This window comes from Lysinibacillus sp. NPDC056232, from assembly GCF_042267565.1.
GTDB lineage: Bacteria > Bacillota > Bacilli > Bacillales_A > Planococcaceae > Lysinibacillus.
Genome location: NZ_JBHJTF010000019.1, coordinates 42,872 through 59,644, shown reverse-complemented (window position 1 = coordinate 59,644; position 16,773 = coordinate 42,872). Strand labels below are relative to the sequence as shown.

19 protein-coding genes, 3 pseudogenes and 1 other annotated feature are annotated in these 16,773 nt (G+C 38.2%); of the genes and pseudogenes, 1 reads left to right on the top strand and 21 read right to left on the bottom strand.

The genetic code is table 11. The annotated features are described in order from the left end of the window. Positions 1–261: 261 nt before the first annotated feature. The 15 genes from ACFCYJ_RS14990 to ACFCYJ_RS14920 form a co-directional block, all read right to left on the bottom strand. The gene (locus ACFCYJ_RS14990; protein WP_053484814.1) at positions 262–717 is read right to left on the bottom strand and encodes an ACT domain-containing protein; all 456 of its coding nucleotides are present in this window, start codon (positions 715–717) and stop codon (positions 262–264) included. Positions 718–740: 23 nt separating this feature from the next. Further along, the gene (obgE, locus tag ACFCYJ_RS14985) at positions 741–2,030 is read right to left on the bottom strand and encodes a GTPase ObgE (RefSeq protein ID WP_370041865.1); all 1,290 of its coding nucleotides are present in this window, start codon (positions 2,028–2,030) and stop codon (positions 741–743) included. A 5-nt stretch (positions 2,031–2,035) separates the two neighbouring features. Next, a complete protein-coding gene (locus tag ACFCYJ_RS14980) occupies positions 2,036–2,563 on the bottom strand; it encodes a Spo0B domain-containing protein (RefSeq protein ID WP_376074731.1) in 528 nt (175 codons plus the stop codon). A 67-nt stretch (positions 2,564–2,630) separates the two neighbouring features. Further along, a complete protein-coding gene (locus ACFCYJ_RS14975) occupies positions 2,631–2,834 on the bottom strand; it encodes a hypothetical protein (RefSeq protein WP_376074730.1) in 204 nt (67 codons plus the stop codon). A 114-nt stretch (positions 2,835–2,948) separates the two neighbouring features. Continuing rightward, a complete protein-coding gene (gene rpmA, locus ACFCYJ_RS14970; RefSeq protein ID WP_079563575.1) occupies positions 2,949–3,248 on the bottom strand; it encodes a 50S ribosomal protein L27 in 300 nt (99 codons plus the stop codon). Beyond that, a complete protein-coding gene (locus ACFCYJ_RS14965) occupies positions 3,245–3,601 on the bottom strand; it encodes a ribosomal-processing cysteine protease Prp (protein ID WP_376074729.1) in 357 nt (118 codons plus the stop codon). The genes rpmA and ACFCYJ_RS14965 overlap by 4 nt, the downstream gene beginning before the upstream one ends. Positions 3,602–3,617: 16 nt before the next feature. Further along, positions 3,618–3,926 (bottom strand): 50S ribosomal protein L21, encoded by a 309-nt coding sequence (gene rplU / locus ACFCYJ_RS14960; RefSeq protein ID WP_370041859.1) that lies wholly within the window; start codon positions 3,924–3,926, stop codon positions 3,618–3,620. 14 nt (positions 3,927–3,940) lie between these two features. After that, positions 3,941–4,016: a sequence feature (ribosomal protein L21 leader region), on the bottom strand. A gap of 45 nt (positions 4,017–4,061) precedes the next feature. Continuing rightward, positions 4,062–4,673: a zinc metalloprotease gene (locus ACFCYJ_RS14955; protein WP_376074728.1), complete on the bottom strand. Its 612-nt coding sequence runs from the start codon at positions 4,671–4,673 to the stop codon at positions 4,062–4,064. Continuing rightward, positions 4,663–5,217 carry a peptidoglycan DD-metalloendopeptidase family protein gene (locus ACFCYJ_RS14950; RefSeq protein ID WP_376074727.1) on the bottom strand — a complete coding sequence of 185 codons (555 nt, stop codon included), beginning with the start codon at positions 5,215–5,217 and terminating at the stop codon, positions 4,663–4,665. The genes ACFCYJ_RS14955 and ACFCYJ_RS14950 overlap by 11 nt, the downstream gene beginning before the upstream one ends. Before the next feature lie 93 nt (positions 5,218–5,310). Further along, entirely contained in the window at positions 5,311–6,108 is a 798-nt protein-coding gene (minD, locus tag ACFCYJ_RS14945) for a septum site-determining protein MinD (RefSeq protein WP_376074726.1), read from the bottom strand. Between the two features lies 1 nt (position 6,109). Further along, the gene (minC, locus tag ACFCYJ_RS14940; RefSeq protein WP_376074725.1) at positions 6,110–6,778 is read right to left on the bottom strand and encodes a septum site-determining protein MinC; all 669 of its coding nucleotides are present in this window, start codon (positions 6,776–6,778) and stop codon (positions 6,110–6,112) included. A 27-nt stretch (positions 6,779–6,805) separates the two neighbouring features. Further along, positions 6,806–7,330 (bottom strand): rod shape-determining protein MreD, encoded by a 525-nt coding sequence (mreD, locus tag ACFCYJ_RS14935; RefSeq protein ID WP_376074724.1) that lies wholly within the window; start codon positions 7,328–7,330, stop codon positions 6,806–6,808. Continuing rightward, positions 7,330–8,241 carry a rod shape-determining protein MreC gene (gene mreC, locus ACFCYJ_RS14930; protein WP_376074723.1) on the bottom strand — a complete coding sequence of 304 codons (912 nt, stop codon included), beginning with the start codon at positions 8,239–8,241 and terminating at the stop codon, positions 7,330–7,332. Before mreC ends, mreD begins: the two co-directional genes overlap by 1 nt. A 13-nt stretch (positions 8,242–8,254) precedes the next feature. Beyond that, positions 8,255–9,274 carry a rod shape-determining protein gene (locus ACFCYJ_RS14925; protein ID WP_376074722.1) on the bottom strand — a complete coding sequence of 340 codons (1,020 nt, stop codon included), beginning with the start codon at positions 9,272–9,274 and terminating at the stop codon, positions 8,255–8,257. A 409-nt stretch (positions 9,275–9,683) separates the two neighbouring features. Then, a complete protein-coding gene (locus ACFCYJ_RS14920) occupies positions 9,684–9,974 on the bottom strand; it encodes a hypothetical protein (protein ID WP_376074721.1) in 291 nt (96 codons plus the stop codon). A 46-nt stretch (positions 9,975–10,020) separates the two neighbouring features. On the opposite strand from ACFCYJ_RS14920, the gene ACFCYJ_RS14915 reads away from it, so the two are divergent. After that, on the top strand, positions 10,021–10,377 hold the full coding sequence (locus ACFCYJ_RS14915) for a hypothetical protein (RefSeq protein WP_376074720.1): 357 nt from the start codon (positions 10,021–10,023) through the stop codon (positions 10,375–10,377). On the opposite strand, the pseudogene ACFCYJ_RS14910 reads toward ACFCYJ_RS14915, so the two are convergent. The 6 genes and pseudogenes from ACFCYJ_RS14910 to ACFCYJ_RS14885 all read right to left on the bottom strand — a co-directional run. Continuing rightward, positions 10,312–10,458 (bottom strand): annotated as a pseudogene (locus tag ACFCYJ_RS14910) (JAB domain-containing protein); the annotation flags it as partial. The gene ACFCYJ_RS14915 and the pseudogene ACFCYJ_RS14910 sit on opposite strands and share 66 nt — an antisense overlap. 206 nt (positions 10,459–10,664) lie before the next feature. Continuing rightward, the gene (locus tag ACFCYJ_RS14905; protein WP_483869485.1) at positions 10,665–11,123 is read right to left on the bottom strand and encodes a hypothetical protein; all 459 of its coding nucleotides are present in this window, start codon (positions 11,121–11,123) and stop codon (positions 10,665–10,667) included. 986 nt (positions 11,124–12,109) lie between these two features. After that, a pseudogene (locus tag ACFCYJ_RS14900) lies at positions 12,110–13,923 on the bottom strand (reverse transcriptase/maturase family protein). A gap of 556 nt (positions 13,924–14,479) precedes the next feature. Beyond that, a pseudogene (radC, locus tag ACFCYJ_RS14895) lies at positions 14,480–14,953 on the bottom strand (RadC family protein); the annotation flags it as partial. Positions 14,954–14,986: 33 nt separating this feature from the next. Next, positions 14,987–15,580 (bottom strand): Maf family protein, encoded by a 594-nt coding sequence (locus tag ACFCYJ_RS14890; protein ID WP_376074719.1) that lies wholly within the window; start codon positions 15,578–15,580, stop codon positions 14,987–14,989. A gap of 99 nt (positions 15,581–15,679) precedes the next feature. Then, complete coding sequence (locus tag ACFCYJ_RS14885; RefSeq protein ID WP_376074718.1) at positions 15,680–16,324, bottom strand: hypothetical protein; 645 nt, start codon at positions 16,322–16,324, stop codon at positions 15,680–15,682. Between the last annotated feature and the right edge of the window lie 449 nt (positions 16,325–16,773).

Sequence of the window (16,773 nt, the reverse complement as noted above, 5' to 3'; positions counted from 1 at the left end):
GATGAGCCGCTTAAACTAATGTAAAAATTCGGAATTTTCAAGTTCCCGAAAACTCCTTTTATTCTACATCAAATGTTGAGGTAAGGCACCTAAAGAAGCCTCCCAAAACCCTCTTTATGACGTTCTATCCATTACTTTTCTTTCTATGAATTTTCGATATAGAATAAGGAGCTGTCCCATGAAGTGATAATTACATCACATGGGACTGCTCCTTTTGAGCTTATTTACATTCTGTCAAAAATTCAAACTTGCTGTCAGTCATTACAATGCACCAGAACTAATTACTTCCGCTGACTCTACAAAATCTAAACGTTTAAGTTGCTGTATTAAATCATCCAGTTCACATGTCATACTAGTGACATCTAACGATAATGTAACATTCGCACGTCCTTGAATCGGTATTGTTTGATGGATAGTCAGTACATTGCAATGCGTAATTGTCACTGTTTCTAAAAGCTTTGCAAGTGTTCCTTTACGGTCCTGAAGCTGTAAAAAGACTGTTAAAATGCGTTCCTGCACAATTGAATGAAAAGGAAATACAGCATCCCGATATTTGTAAAACGCACTACGCGATAAATCCACCTGCTTTACCGCATCCCAAATGGAAGATACCGAACCACTTGAAAGTAAGTGTTTCGCCTCCAAAGTTTTTTGCATAGCATCCGTTAAAACATCTTCACGAACTAAATAATATCGCTGATTCGCAACATTCTTCATACGCTTCCCCCTAAAACCTATTCTTAGTCGACAAATTCAAATTCGAATTCCAATAAGCGTACAATATCTCCATTTTGTGCACCACGTTCACGTAATGCTTCATCGACGCCCATACCACGTAATTGACGTGCAAAACGACGTACACCGTCCTCGCGGCTGAAGTCTGTCATTTTGAAGATACGCTCAATCGCATATCCACCAAGAATGAATGTACCATCAGGATCACGAGAGATTTCGATTGAATCTGCTTCAGATTGGTGTTTGTAAAGTACCGTTGCATCTGATTCTTCATCTAGATCTTCGAATAATGGGAATTCAGGAGTCACTTCCAGTAAGTCGGCAATTTCAAATAATACAGGCTTTAAACCTTGGCGAGAAACCGCTGATACTGGGAAGATTTTCGCATCTTCGCCCACTTTTTCACGGAAAATTTCTAAGTTTTCCTCTGCATCTGGCATGTCCATTTTATTTGCCACAATAATTTGTGGACGTTCTGTTAAACGAAGATTATATTGTTTTAGCTCATCATTGATTGTTAAGTAATCTTCATAAGGATCGCGCCCTTCCATACCCGACATATCAATTACATGTACGATAACACGTGTACGTTCAATATGACGGAGGAATTGGTGACCTAGACCAACACCTTCGTGCGCACCTTCGATTAAACCTGGTAAATCGGCCATTGCAAAGCTACGATGATCATCTGTTTCAACCATTCCTAAGTTCGGTACGATTGTAGTGAAATGATAAGCACCTATTTTTGGCTTTGCCGCAGAAACAACAGATAATAATGTTGATTTACCTACACTTGGGAAGCCAACTAATCCTACATCTGCTAGTACTTTCAACTCTAATATAACATTTAATTCTTGTCCTGGCTCACCTTTTTCAGAAAGTTCTGGAGCAGGATTGGCTGGTGTTGCAAAGCGGGAATTCCCGCGGCCACCGCGACCAGCTTTTGCGATAATCGCTTGTTGACCATGCTCGACTAAATCCGCAATAACAACGCCTGTTTCTTCGTTCATTACAACCGTGCCCGGTGGTACTTTAACGATTAAATCATCTGCACGTCTACCATGCATCCCTTTACTCATACCATGCTCACCACGGTCAGCCTTGAAGTTGCGTTTATAGCGGAAATCCATTAACGTTCGCAGACCTTCTTCAACTTGAAAGACAACATTCCCACCGTGACCACCATCGCCACCAGCTGGACCACCATTCGGTACAAATTTTTCACGACGGAAGGCTACCATTCCATCCCCACCGTCGCCACCTTTTACATAAATCTTGACGTGATCGACAAACATTTAATTCACTCCCTGCTTGCACTCAATACATATATCCAAGACGCATTTGTCTCTTCCACTGTTTGAATGTCTAATTGTTTCAAACCTTTTTCGGTGAATGCATCAGCACTCCATAGCCCATTTAACGTGAATGTCACGGCAAATGTATGATCGTCAACACGTACATCGAGCACTAAGCTCTGCTCTGTAAATGGATCTAATGTATCATAAACATGCATAACTGTTTTGTTTAAGTAATCTACAACTTCCGAATCAACTGTATTTGTGACAGACATTTTTATGTCACCGCTAAGCTTCATTGGTAATGAAGGATAGCGCCAACCTGCTGTTTGCAGCCATTCGATTGTTTGCGGTAATTGTAGACGATTAAGGATAGAAAGTACTTGTAATTGTTCTGAATAATTTTGAATAAGCTTTTTTGATTCATCAATTCTACCTAAATCTAAATTCATGCGAATAATCTGAAGCTGATTCACATAATCATGATTTGCAAAACGTATTACTTCACTAATGGTTAGTGATTGATTGTTCATCCCATTCACTCCAATAAAGTTATCCTTACTAGTATAACAAGTTTTGCTGTATTTTTCCCTTAATTCTTCAATCAATTATGCCGAGGCATAATTGTAGCTGACGCTTTGCTTTCGCTACAGAAAACATGTGTTGCTGTCGCTTCGCTTTCGCACAGATAAAACCGTGTTGCTGTCGCTTCGCTTTCGCACAGATAAAACCGTGTTGCTGACGCTTTTCTTTCGCACAGATAAAACCGTGTTGCTGACGCTTTTCTTTCGCTACCAAAACCATTTGAACTGACGTTTCACTTACGTTACATAAAACATTGCTGAAAGAAATTGAAATTTAGCCAAAAAAAGGACTGCAATAAATGCAGTCCTCCGCTTTATGTTATCTTATAAAAGATTAAGCTTCTTGTGTTGCTGGGTATACAGATACTTGTTTGCGATCGCGACCTAAACGTTCGAATTTAACAACGCCGTCAACTTTAGCAAATAGTGTATCGTCACCACCACGACCTACGTTTGTACCTGGGTAAATTTTTGTACCGCGTTGACGGTAAAGAATTGAACCACCTGTTACGAATTGGCCATCAGCACGTTTAGCACCAAGTCGTTTAGACTCAGAGTCACGTCCGTTTTTAGTAGAACCTACACCTTTTTTAGATGCGAAAAATTGTAAGTCTAAAGTTAATAATAATTTCATCGTGTTCCACCTCCTACTTGGTTGTAGTTGATTTGGATATATTGTCCGTAATTTTGCACCATTGAATACACTTGGGCAGTCATTACTTGGACAATTAACTGTAGTTTTGCATCAATCTCAGGCTCTATATCTGATGGTAAATCTACCTTAAGATAGCCTCCACCTTCAGTAGCTTGTTCGATTTCTGGCTGTAATTGTAATAGTGCATAAATAGCATTCACCGTACCTATGGCAATGGTAGATGCTCCTGCACATACTAAATCTTTACCAGATTCATCGTATTCCGCATGTCCTGAAAATTCAAATGCTGACACATGTCTATTTTCATTGTGATAAATCGTAACTTGTATCATTCGCTACACCTCACAATTAAGCGTTGATAGTTTCAACAACTAATTTTGTGTAAGGTTGACGGTGACCTTGTTTACGACGGTAGTTCTTTTTAGCTTTCAATTTGAAAACAACGATTTTTTTCGCACGGCCTTCTTTCACAACTTTAGCTGTTACAGTAGCGCCTTCTACGAATGGAGCTCCAACTTTAACGTTTTCGCCACCTACGAATAAAACTTTATCGAAAGTTACAACCTCGTCAGCTTCTACACCTAATTTTTCAATATAGATTTCTTGACCAGCTTCTACTTTGATTTGTTTACCACCAGTTTCAATAATTGCGTACATTTTACTGCACCTCCTCTTAGACTCAGACTCGCCTGTTTATAAAGGTGATCATACGATACTTAAACCTTTCCAGTGCGGTTGTAGTAGCACAGGTGCTACAAACAATAACATTAAAATATTACCACACGATTTATTTTAAGTCAATCTATTCATTACATATTTCTCAAATGCTAAACGATATTTTCGATAATTCCATTCCTTTAACACTTGAAGCCATATAAATAAACATAAAATTGCTAAAAAAATAGATTGTGGGAGGTAACATAAAGTTATCATGAATAGTATAAAGGCAATTATAAGAGAAAACCAGTAGTAATATTCAAACGCACGAACATTTGGATTGAATAAAAATAAGCACGCTATAAATATTCTGCCACCGTCCAATGGAATAATCGGTAAAACATTGATTGCTAATAGCACAAGTTGCACATTAATAAGCTTAGTAGCAAGCAGTTCAGGCATAAAAAAAGCGAGGCCAATCCCTAGTATTGTAGCGATTGGTCCCCCTAAGGCAATCCAAAGGAGTGACGTTGCTGGCACAACCGCTGGATTTTCAAATTCTATTTCCCCTCCGTAAGGTGTAATAACGCATGATTTTACGTTAACGCCACAAAGCATCGCCATTAACAAATGACCTGCTTCATGCCATAATAACGAAGATAAAATAATAGCGTAATAAGCAATTTGACCGGTAAAAATCATTAAAAATACGAGAGGGATACATAGAAGATGCAGTTTAATTTTCATTGGACTCCGCTGCTTCAAGCCACTGTACAATCTGCTCTAAACTATATTGTGCCTTGTCTTTCTCAATCGAGATATAGAGTTGCCCCGTCTCTTTCATACCGATTAAATCGTTTGCCTGCACTGTTGTGTATGGAAGTTGTGCTAAACTATCCAGCATACCATAGGATACAGTTGTACCATCATCATAGCTTATCGTCATTGTTTTACCAGTATATTTTGTATGACCGGTGAAAACGACAAGACCATTCTTTCCAGCATATACCGGCAGGCCCATGTCATATTGCAATAAAAAGCCTTCCTTAAAAACTTGCGCATTGGCAAATGATAATAGTTCAGTTTGTCCAACATCACTCGATACTAAAATTGTTGTATCCTCTTTATTTAGCCAACTTTGTCCGAGCTCACTTAAATAGGTTAAATCCGCTGATGTTGTAACAAGTTTTCGCACCGGTGTTTCCAATACGCCTTGATCCTCTAAACGAATTACTAGCATAATTGCAGCCACAAGCAATATTGTGATCAACCATTTCCATTTTTTAAACAAGCCCTCATCCTTTTTTCACACTATATGAGCTTGCATGTCCATTCATGCACAAGAAAAAAACCTTCTCGTACAAATGCACGAAAAGGTTAATGTTTATCTTGAAAATAACGCTTTAAGTTTTGAAAATACACCTTTATGTTCATCTTCAATGGTCATAAGTGGTACAGATTCTCCAAGTATTCTCCGGGCAATATTACGGTAACCAAGAGATGCTTTATTAGCAGGATCCATTACTACTGGTTCACCTTTATTGGATGATGAAATAACCCCTTCGTTATCTACAATGATTCCTAATAAATCAATAGACAAATGTGTTGTAATTTCATTAACATCCAAAGTATCACCGCTTTTCATCATATGCTGGCGAATGCGGTTAATAATTAGTTTAGGTGCAGTAATTTCTTCCTGTTCGAGTAAGCCAATAATTCGGTCTGCATCACGCACAGCAGAGATTTCTGGCGTTGTTACTACAATGGCATGATCAGCACCAGCAACAGCATTGCGATAGCCTTGTTCAATGCCCGCTGGACAATCTATTAAAACATAATCATAGTCTCTTTTTAATTCTTCTACTAAGCTCTTCATCTGCTCAGGTTTAACTGCATTTTTATCTGTCGTTTGAGCAGCAGGTAATAAAAATAGTTTTTCATCTACACGTTTATCTTTTATTAGTGCTTGATGAATCTTACAGCGCCCTTCAACAACATCTACTAAATCATAGATAATTCGATTCTCCAGACCTAAAATCACGTCCAAATTACGCAATCCAATATCTGTATCTACTAAACATACTTTTTTACCTTGCAGCGCCAATGCAGTCCCAAGGTTAGCCGTTGTCGTCGTTTTTCCGACGCCACCTTTACCTGAAGTTATGACGATCGCTTCTCCCACACTAGCTTCCTCCCTTAGACACATTTAACAATGGTCGAATATTTTTTAACGCGTGAATTTGATCGTACGTAATGCGCCCATCATAGCCTATAAATGCACAAGCCATCTCTTCCTGATTAATCGTTTTCACATGTTCATCTGACATTGCCTGAACCTGATCAGCAATCATGATATGTGTAGCTTCAAAATAAGATGCCGCAATGATTGCTTCCTTATTACCATGAACACCAGCATGTGCAATTCCTTTAAGTTTGCCTAGGACATACACATTGCCAGCTGCTTCTACACGTCCGTTCGGATTGACATTCCCTACGATAATAATATCCCCAGGCGAGCGTAGAACTTGACCCGATCTGACCACACCTAAATATGTATCTTGTTGACTTTCAATCCTTTTCTGGTTGCTCTCATGGACAGTCAGTACTTCACTTTGCACCTTTGAAACGATTAGTTGCTCTGTTTCCTGAACAATTTTAATAAGCTCATTGATTTGTTCATCAGAACAGTATCGATAGCCCAAATATAATTGTACATCTACTTTACTATCGATACCGCTCTCTGAAACTTTCTTTTTAAGCTCTTCTACTAAATCGACATACGCACATTGATCGTCTAAATGAAGAACAAATCCATCCTTTGTCCCCTTCATATTAACTAACTGTTTTTTCATGAATGCCTCACCCCACGTTGCTCTTTGTTAAGAAACTTCACGTGCTCTCTGTAAGACACGCGCATTAATCAGATACTTGAAGGCCCAACCAAGAATCATTAAAAATAGTGCATTAGCAATGATCGTTGGCAGTAATCGTGAACGTAAGAAATCCGAAAATGGAATCGTTGTAAAGTCGATAAGATAGAAGAATTGATAGAGTATAAATTCTAAAATTGCTACTAAAACAACTGAAATCGTCGTTGTCACAACTAAGTGCTGATGAATAACTTTCACAATTGACCCTGCTAAAAAACAAATAAGCGGAAATAGTACTGAATATAATCCAATAATATCAATGTAAAACACATCATACAAGACACCAAAAAAAAGTCCATACATTACCGCTCGTTGACGGCTGTAATAGATGGATATAAATATTAAATATAAGATTAAAAATCTAGGAACTAAATAATAGATTTGCCCTTTCACTTCAATCGGTGAAAACATAGCAAACTCTGGTTCTAGTAAAAATAGTAAAACTGCCACAGAGGGGATGAGAAATCGAACCATTATTCCGCCTCCTCTTTACCCTTTTGTGGATGTGTTAAATCTCCGTTCGATGCATTACCATCAGATCCATCTATTACAGTAGAGGAACGTTTAGCAATAACAACATAGTCTAAAATTGAAAAATCAGCAGATGGTTTTACGTAAGCCATTTTTGTTAAGCCATGATCATCTGTACTTACTTCAGTTATTTCTCCGATTGGCACATTTTTTGGGAAAACACCGCCAAGCCCTGATGAAACTACTTGTTGGCCTTTTTTCACTGTTAAACTTGAATCGATTCGCTTCATAATGAGTTTATTACGCTCTTTATCATAGCCCTCGATTAAACCGTATGCTTGTTTATCTCCTTGAACCATCGCAGAAACACGATAGTTTGGATTATTTGTATATAAAAGCTCTACCTCAGAGGTGAAAGGCGTCACTAAAGTCACTTTACCGACTAATCCTTTCGCTGTCATAACTGCCATATTTTTTTCTACACCGTGTGAAGATCCTTTATCTAAAATAATTTTTTCTTCCCACTGGTCAGGATTTCTGGCAATAACTGTGGCATGAATCGGATCATATGCTTTTAAGCTTTCCGATTTGTCCATAAGCTCTTGAAACTTTTTAATATCAGATTTCAAGTCCGCTGCCTCAGCTTGTACAGCTACAAATTCATCTAAGCGTGCTTTTAAACGTTTATTTTCTTCGTACGTGTTTAAGAGGGAATCAATACTATCAAAAACACCAGTAATATAATTCGCCGGCTTCGCAACAATGGATTGTGCGACGCCGACAGTGTCTTTAATAATTTGCTCTGGTAAAGTTGCGTTCGTCCGTTCACGTAATGAGAAGCTAATCAATGCCACAAGAAAAACCATGCCCACGAGTAGCAAAATTAATTTCTTATTGAAAAAAAACTGTGGCATTGCCTAAACCTCCTTACCCTTTAACTTGTTGTTGACGAATTAAATCAATATGTTCTAGAGCCTTACCTGTACCAATAGCAACACAGTCCAGTGGATCTTCTGCGATAAATACTGGCATATTTGTTTCTTGGCTAATAACTTTGTCTAGATTCGTTAATAGCGCACCACCACCTGTTAGTACAATTCCGCGTTCCATTACGTCTGCAGATAATTCAGGAGGTGTTTGTTCAAGCGTTTTGCGAACACCATCAATAATAGATGCTACCGCTTCACGTAAAGATTCAGAAATTTCCTGTGAAGAAATTTCGATTGTTTTCGGTAAACCTGTTAAAAGGTCGCGTCCTCTAATGTCCATTTTTTCTTCTGGACCCTCAGCCAACGCTGTACCAATTTCCATTTTTACTGCTTCCGCAGTACGTTCACCAATTGTTAAATTATATGATTTACGAATATACGAAATGATGGATTGGTCCATTGCATCCCCGCCAACACGCACGGATTCACTTGTTACAATACCACCTAATGAAATAACTGCTACCTCTGTTGTACCACCACCGATATCAACGACCATTGACCCTGTTGGATCCCATACTGGTAAGTTCGAACCGATTGCTGCTGCAAATGGCTCTTCAATTGTAAATGCGTCTTTAGCACCTGCTTGGCGAGCAGCATCAATAACCGCACGTTGTTCAACCGATGTAATACCGTAAGGCACACAAATCATAACATTCGGCTTTTTCCAATTACCACCAGAATTTTTACAAGCTTCTTTTAAATAGTATTCTATCATTGCTGTAGTAATATCAAAATCAGCAATAACGCCATCTTTCATTGGACGAATTGCTACGATTGAGCCAGGTGTACGACCAATCATATTTTTCGCATCATTACCAACTGCAACGATGTCTCCAGTTTTTGTATTTTTTGCTACGACTGAAGGTTCGCGTAAAACGATTCCCTTCCCTTTAATAAACACTAATGTATTCGCTGTGCCAAGGTCAATCCCGACATCTTTACTTCCTAATCCAAACAAATTGTGTACTCCCTTTCTATTTAAGCCATACTTTCGTTGACATCAACTACGCCCAGGCGTGTTTACACCCGAAGCTCTATCTTCATTCACTCAGTGTTAGACACCTACTGAAAAAAACTACACCCTCAATTATCTCACACCTTTTGGAGTGAGAGTCTTTTTCTGAATAAAAATAAAATCATACCTTTCATTATAACGGAAAAACGCAAGAATTTGTAGTGCCACATACCTCTTCTCGCGGAAAAGATACTATTTTAATTCCCTCCTAAACAAAAACAGTACGTATAGATTAGCATATAATTTTTATTCTTGTAAGACAACGTGTAATAGGCTACCAATTTTTGTGAATATTATAGACATTTCTACGAATACAATAACGTTTTCTATAAAAAAAGGTTCGTTTTTATTTTTAGCTTTTCGCAAAAAAATACAAAATATTTATTTTTAAAATAATAAAGTGATTTGATTCTTCACTAAATTTTGGAAAAAAGAACACTGTAAGGCTTCCCGAAATGATTCGCAACTGCTTTACAATTCTAAATCGTATAGATACTTGGATCGTCACCAAAACGTGTGGTTGATTTCCGTTCCGACTGGGCGCTTTGTTGTTGCTGTCGCTTCGCTTTCGCGCAGAGCAGAGCTTTCTGGGGGGGCCGTCCGATGAGCCGCTTTTGTTGTTGCTGTCGCTACGCTTTCGCACAGAAAACATCCGCTTCGCTGCAGGGTCTCGGGCCAACAGATGTTTTTTGCGCGAAAGCGAAGCGGCAGCAAAAGGGTTTTATCTGCGCGAAAGCGAAGCGGCAGCGGCAACAGCACCGATGTTGGTCACGAAAGCGTTATCACAGGACGTGATGCTTTTAGCCTTCGTTCCTCTATTGCTAATCCCCAAGGAGTCGCCCAGTCTCCACTCCAATCAACCTATCTACATTATAGACGTTTTAACAAAATCATCCACAACAACTTTTGGTGATGAACCTGATACTTCAACAAACCCCAAAGATTTCCATCAAAAAAACTCTGCAAAATATATTGCAGAGTTAAAAGTATCCTTTTTCTTTCAAACTAATAAACTGATGATCACCGATGATGAGATGGTCTATTAAATCAATGCCAATAATATAACCAGCCTCTATAATCCTTCTCGTCACTTCAATATCCTCATCACTGGGTGTTGGTACGCCACTAGATAGCAATAGGTAAGGCTTTGAAGTAATCTCTACCTTTTCCCCTGCTCCACACCGTGCATGCAACTTTCATCGCACACGGCATTCCATCGTTTGCCTACTATTTCATTTACCTCAATCTACTAAATCTAATTTGCATCCCTATTTTATTGCTTCATTCCCAATTAACAACCTTAGTTTGTTTACTTTCTCAATTTGTTCCTTATTTAATTTGAGAAATTCAAGATATGTTTGGATAGTTTCTGTATTAGTGGTCGCCCCGCACATGCGGCTATCGCATTTTCTGCTGATTTTGTCGGTCTAAATCCAAAACTATATTTATAGAATTTAGCTTCACATATAGGTTCTAACACTTGCAAAATACATTGTTGTGCAATTCTATCCCACATTGATGGAATACCTAATGGTCTAGTTTTCCCATTAGGTTTTGGAATTTCCACACGTCTTACTTTTCGAGGTTTATAATGTGTAAATCTTTTCTTTACCATTTTAATGAACTCATGCATATCCAGCTTTTCAATATCGTTTATTGTTACTCCATCTACTCCAGCCGTGGCACTTCCATTGTTTCGTTTAATATTTCGATAGGCTAGTAGGATGTTATTGTCTGAAGTAATGATAGCCATAAGGTTATTAATTTTTTTGGTTATCCTTACTTTTTGCATAAAGTTCATCAAAGGTTTCAGTCATACCATAGTACTCTGCATGTCGTAACCTTGTGTTTTTCAGTCTAGGGATTTTCTTAAAGTTTTCGCTCAAGGTCTATCACGCTCAATCATGGCTCGTGACCTTTTTTAGTCTTACGAGAATCCTTGAAATGATTGAGTTGAAATAGTTTAGACGAAACGACTTGAGGCTATTGTTCCATTTCCATTACAGAAACTTCATTACTCCTGCCTCTACTCGCACTATCATAAAAGGAAGTTATAGATACATTCCTTTCCTTCCTAACACTTCATCGAGTGTGTACTCTTCATGTTGATAGCTTTCCACGTTCCCTTAACCCTATCAATACTTAACTTAGGTGCTAGCTCTTGCCTGGCGTCCTCTCCATCGCCTGTAACGATGCATGGAGCTTTCGAAACCACCATACTTACTCGCCCACGGAAACGCACTTGAATTTTCATCAAGTCTACTCATTTCTAAATAGTCACACTTACAGACATTTCGTTCGCTAGTTCGTCAGTGTTTTACCACATTCTCACCATATTAAGTTTTAACGACTCCCGACCTATCCGTTACACCAACTACCTCTAGTTAGCTTTCGGTTACCAATTAGATTGGCACTACGGTAACATTCAGCCGACTTCACCGAGCTTCACACCTTATTCTTATACACATTCGAATAACGCATGTCGGAGTATTAGAGTAGGCGTTTCAAGGCGTTACCCTATCATTCCACCTATCGAGTGAAGAGTTCACGACTCTCTTACTTGTCAACTTGACGTTCGGACAGCATGCGCAACCTTTTCAGTTACGAACGTGTCGCACGATGATTATGCGCACAAATAATAGAGGCCGCAGATCTTTTTACAGCCTCGCGAAAGTAGGGTGAGAACCCAGCGCCTTGATATATTTCTATATTAGGTTTCCAAGAACTCCCCTCCAAACCGTACGTACTCCTCTCAGAGTATACGGCTTTCCATTTACTTTAATCTAACTTGCCATTATGCAAATCGTGATGGCACGATATACATAATGCCATTGTTTTTCGTCTACGGGCTATCATTTTCTGTTCCCATTTTTTCTTACCTTGTAAATTCTTCAATTTATGAATATGATGCATTTCAAGAGATACACCTGATACACCACACCACTCACATTTTTCGGCAAGTAATCGGTCAATCAGACTTGTTCGCCCTGTATAAATTAGTGTATATTTTCAACTATATCAACTGTTGGCTGTTTAATCGCATCGTTCTTTTCCATTCGTTGCTCTGTAAAATAAGCAATTTTCAGACCTTCTTTTGTTTCATATCGAATGCCAAATTCCCCATTAATCTTATATTTAGTGATAATTTTGCTAACAGTACTCCTATATTTATTCGCATACGTTTTAATCATGCTGTATTTCATCGTTTGACGGAAAGACTGTAAAACATGTACATTACTTGCTAGGCGATAGTAATTGTAATAGCCTTCTATTTCTGCATTGTACGTACGAATAATTTCAAGGTCGTCATTATGCACTAAATACGGGCGATGAATAGGTTTCCAACCATTATTCGTTCCTATTATTAACGCGTTTAATTGTAAGAGCTTTTGAATATATTTTTCATGTGGAACGAAAAGCTTTGTTTGATAATTGAATTTACGCTTTTTAGTTCCGTTTGGCATTTTCATTCGTTGCCAATCTCTTACGACACGAATATCATACCCAAGAAAACGGGCATTCTTCTTGCTATGAGTAATCAATGTTTTCTCAGTACTTAATTCTAGCCTTAACCGTTCTTTTAAGAACATTGCCAAGTCTTGTTTAATTTGTTCAGCTTCCTTTTTACTACCGATGACGCCAAGTATAAAATCATCTGCATAACGAACATATTTTAGACGTCGGTAATTTGGGTCGAAAAGGTCTTTACTATCATGGCTTTGCAGTTCTTTATAAAGGAATTTTAATTCCTTTAAGCGTTCTTTCTTTTCCACTTCGGATAAGGTCGCCCAATCATGTTTATTCTTACTTTTGCGATGATTAATCTTTGAAGCAAGATTATGATATGTTAAATTGTGTATTCGTTTGTCACCTTTGTTATAGCTTTCAATATATTGCTCCACATAATTATCGAGTTCATTTAAATAAATATTCGATAACAAGGGGCTGATGACTCCTCCCTGTGGTGCACCACTATAAGTTTTATGAAACTCCCAATCTTCTACATAACCTGCTCGTAAAAATTTCCAGATTAAGTTGATGAATTTTTCATCATGAATCCGTCTTCTTAAAATGCTAATTAACACATGATGGTCTATATTATCGAAGAACCCTTTAATATCACCCTCAATAAACCATCTAGTTCCCGTAAAAGTATTACGGATTTCTTTTAATGCTGTATGACAGCTAAGATTTGGTCTAAATCCATGAGAGTGTACCGAAAACTGTGGCTCATTAATGCTTTCAAGTAATCGCCGAACAACTTCTTGGACTAGTTTATCCTCGAAAGTAGGGATGCCAAGTGGTCTTGTTTTCCCGTTCTTCTTTGGGATGTACGTCCGTCGTGCTAGATTTGGTTGATACGCTTGATTTTTTAATTTCTCAATGAGCTTTTCTATACGCTTTATGCTCATGCCATCAATTGTATTTTCATTGATTCCTTTTGTATTACTACCCTTGTTTTTATACAGTTTTACGTAAGCTTCAAAATAGAATTCTTTGTTGTACAAGTTACGATATAGTCGTTCAAATACATAGCTTTCATCTCTTGCTTTGGCAGTTAGACGATTTAATACTACTTTTGGAATTCTCATAGAGCCTCCGCTCCTTCCCAATTTGGTATTAACAGGGTAAACTGCTCCCCTTCGCCATGTACTAGGCTTTCCCTAGCTCGGACTACTACGAGAGCTCCGTTACCATATCAGATATTCAGTGTCTAAACACATAGCCCATAGGCATCCTGACTTAGGTAATCCCCATTTAGATTTATAAAGACTTATCGCATGTATAATGTCGGATATGACGTTTGCTCGTTACTTTTATATGAAAGTTGGGTGAAATGGTATCACATCATCATTCTCGAAATCTTTAAGAACAATGCACATTTCAAATAGCGTAAATCATGACCTCCCGCTAAAGGTCCGAGTAGTCCCCCTTGAGCTATCATTCAAGCAGTTTAGCCTTTATCCTTATTTATACAATTCATCTCGCCATTCAGTCGTACTTTGGTCATTAAGTAACTTCTGGCTTTTCCAACATGCTACACTCCCTGATTAGTTTCCCTTTCAGATAAGTTGGCTAATGATAGGGTACAGATAGTGATATTTCCCTACTGCTGTGCGAAAGCAGATTCCTTATAAACCCTTATGGGCGCACAATCTCCCTTGGATGGACGATCGAAGCATTTAGACTGCCTATAAAAATCGTCTGTCTATGAATAATTTGATTTTTCACATTCAAAAAAAGAACGACGAAATGTTCCTGGTTCAGTGAGGTCATATCAGGCATTAAATAGGCAGCGGCATCTTGAGGTGAACGAATCGTATATTTTTCATCGCTATGTTTCTGTGCGAGACGTCTACCGAGTTCAATTGCCGCTAATAACTGAATGGCTTTAACCTCACCAATCCCTCTAATAGCAACCATTTCTTCTATTGTTGCATGTTTCAAATGATGTAAACGCTCAAAAACACTTAGTACGCGATTGGCAAGTACAAGAACAGACTCTTCTTTAGTGCCTGTCCTTAGTAAAATAGCCAGTAGTTCCTGATTCGATAAACTCATAGCTCCTTGTCTACGCAGTCTTTCACGGGGGCGATCTTCTATATGAACATCTCGTATCATCGTCCTTGGTAAAACATCATTCGTCAAAAAGTCTCACTCCTTTGCAAATTGGATAATATTGAGTGCTACCAATTGCATAAACAACGCTGCAAGTGGTAAGCCGACAACATTGTTATAATCTCCTTCAATGCGTTTCACTAGAAGGGTTCCAGCAGTTTGAATGCCATAACCACCTGCTTTATCAAATGGATCTCCCGAATCTACGTATGCTTCGATGAGCTCCTGTGATAAATGATGAAAGACAACATTTGTCTCTTCAACAAATGTAGTTTCATTACCGTTAGGCTCAATAATGGCAACGGCTGTCATAACCGCATGACGCTTACCTGATAAGCGCAATAAGTGAGAAATTGCCTCCTCACGATTTTTTGGTTTATGGAGTAGCTCATCATCATAAACAACAATCGTATCCGCTCCAATAATCGTTGCATTTGGAGCTTTTTTTGCCACATCACGTGTTTTCAATAGAGCTACACCTTTTACATAATCTTGCATTGTAGTTGCCTGGACGCTTGTCTCTTCTACTTCACTAGTTATTATGTCGAATGGAAGGGATAGCATAGCAAGTAATTCCTTTCGTCGTGGTGAAGCAGAAGCAAGCACTAGCTTGTGAGTTGTTTTAAACATTGTCTGACCATTCCTCCTTATTAGTTATCATAACGGAGAATTTGGGATTTGAAAATTTTCTAAAAATCAAGATAATGCTTATTTCACTATCTTTTATGCTTAAAATTTCACTTGAAGACAAGCATTTTTCGATTTATAATGGGCCAAAACTTGCAAGCGAATGATGCTGATATCAGTTGATATAGACGAGGCCGCCGCTCCAATAGATTGCCAATCAGCAGGTAGCGTAGAATCTTTGGAATTATCCTTAAAATTTAATTTTGTTGCATTTTTGTCAGCTAGCACAGATGGAAGCTCTGCAATCGTCGCCTCCTTACAACTATCACCACTCAAAGTGAATGCTTTTTTAAATGTTGCAGGATCTTTTAAAAAGACAAGTTTACTTTCATCTGTTACCACACTTGTCCAAATGTGAAATTTTCCATCAACCTCGACAATGGCACTTTCTTTTAATGAAGGATGTTCAGATACAAATGCGCTTGCACTTTCATAATTTGAATAGACCCCTGCTTGACTTGCAAAAAACATGGGTCCATTCGTTGCTCCTCCCGCTGTCGGAACTGTTTCTCCGTTCGTATTATTATTACTTTTATTGGCTACCTCATTACTATCATTTTTTAAAGAAAATTGAGTGCTTGCTTGAAGAATACCTAAAAAAATGCCTACACCAAAAAGTCCAACTATTCCCCCAATAACCATCGCTCGAAATACTTGTTTTCTCATTACTTGACTGACAATTTTCATTCGACCATCACCTCTTTCTTTAACCTATCAAAGTAAATTTAGAAAAGACCAATTTGATATATAAGTATATGTATAAAAGGATGTGTAAATGCGAATTTACTACATTTTGATTGAATAGTTATTTGCGAAGTTTTACTGCAAAATTAACTATTTTTGCAATGAAAGTTTTACTATAAACAAAAAAGATCAAGCGTGTTTATTAACCATTTTTATCCACTTTAATTAATTAGAAGGCTCTGATTTCCGCTACGGGCTACTCGCTTTGTAGCTGCCGCTTTGCTTTCGCTACAGAAAACATTTGTTGCTGACGCTTCGCTTTCGCGCAGAGCAAGGCTTCCTGCGGGCGAGCGTCGAGTAGCCCTCGCTACAATCAGTTAAAATGGGCATACATTAGCAAAATATCAACAAAAAAATCCTTTTATCAGCCAATAAAAACCTATATTTCCCTA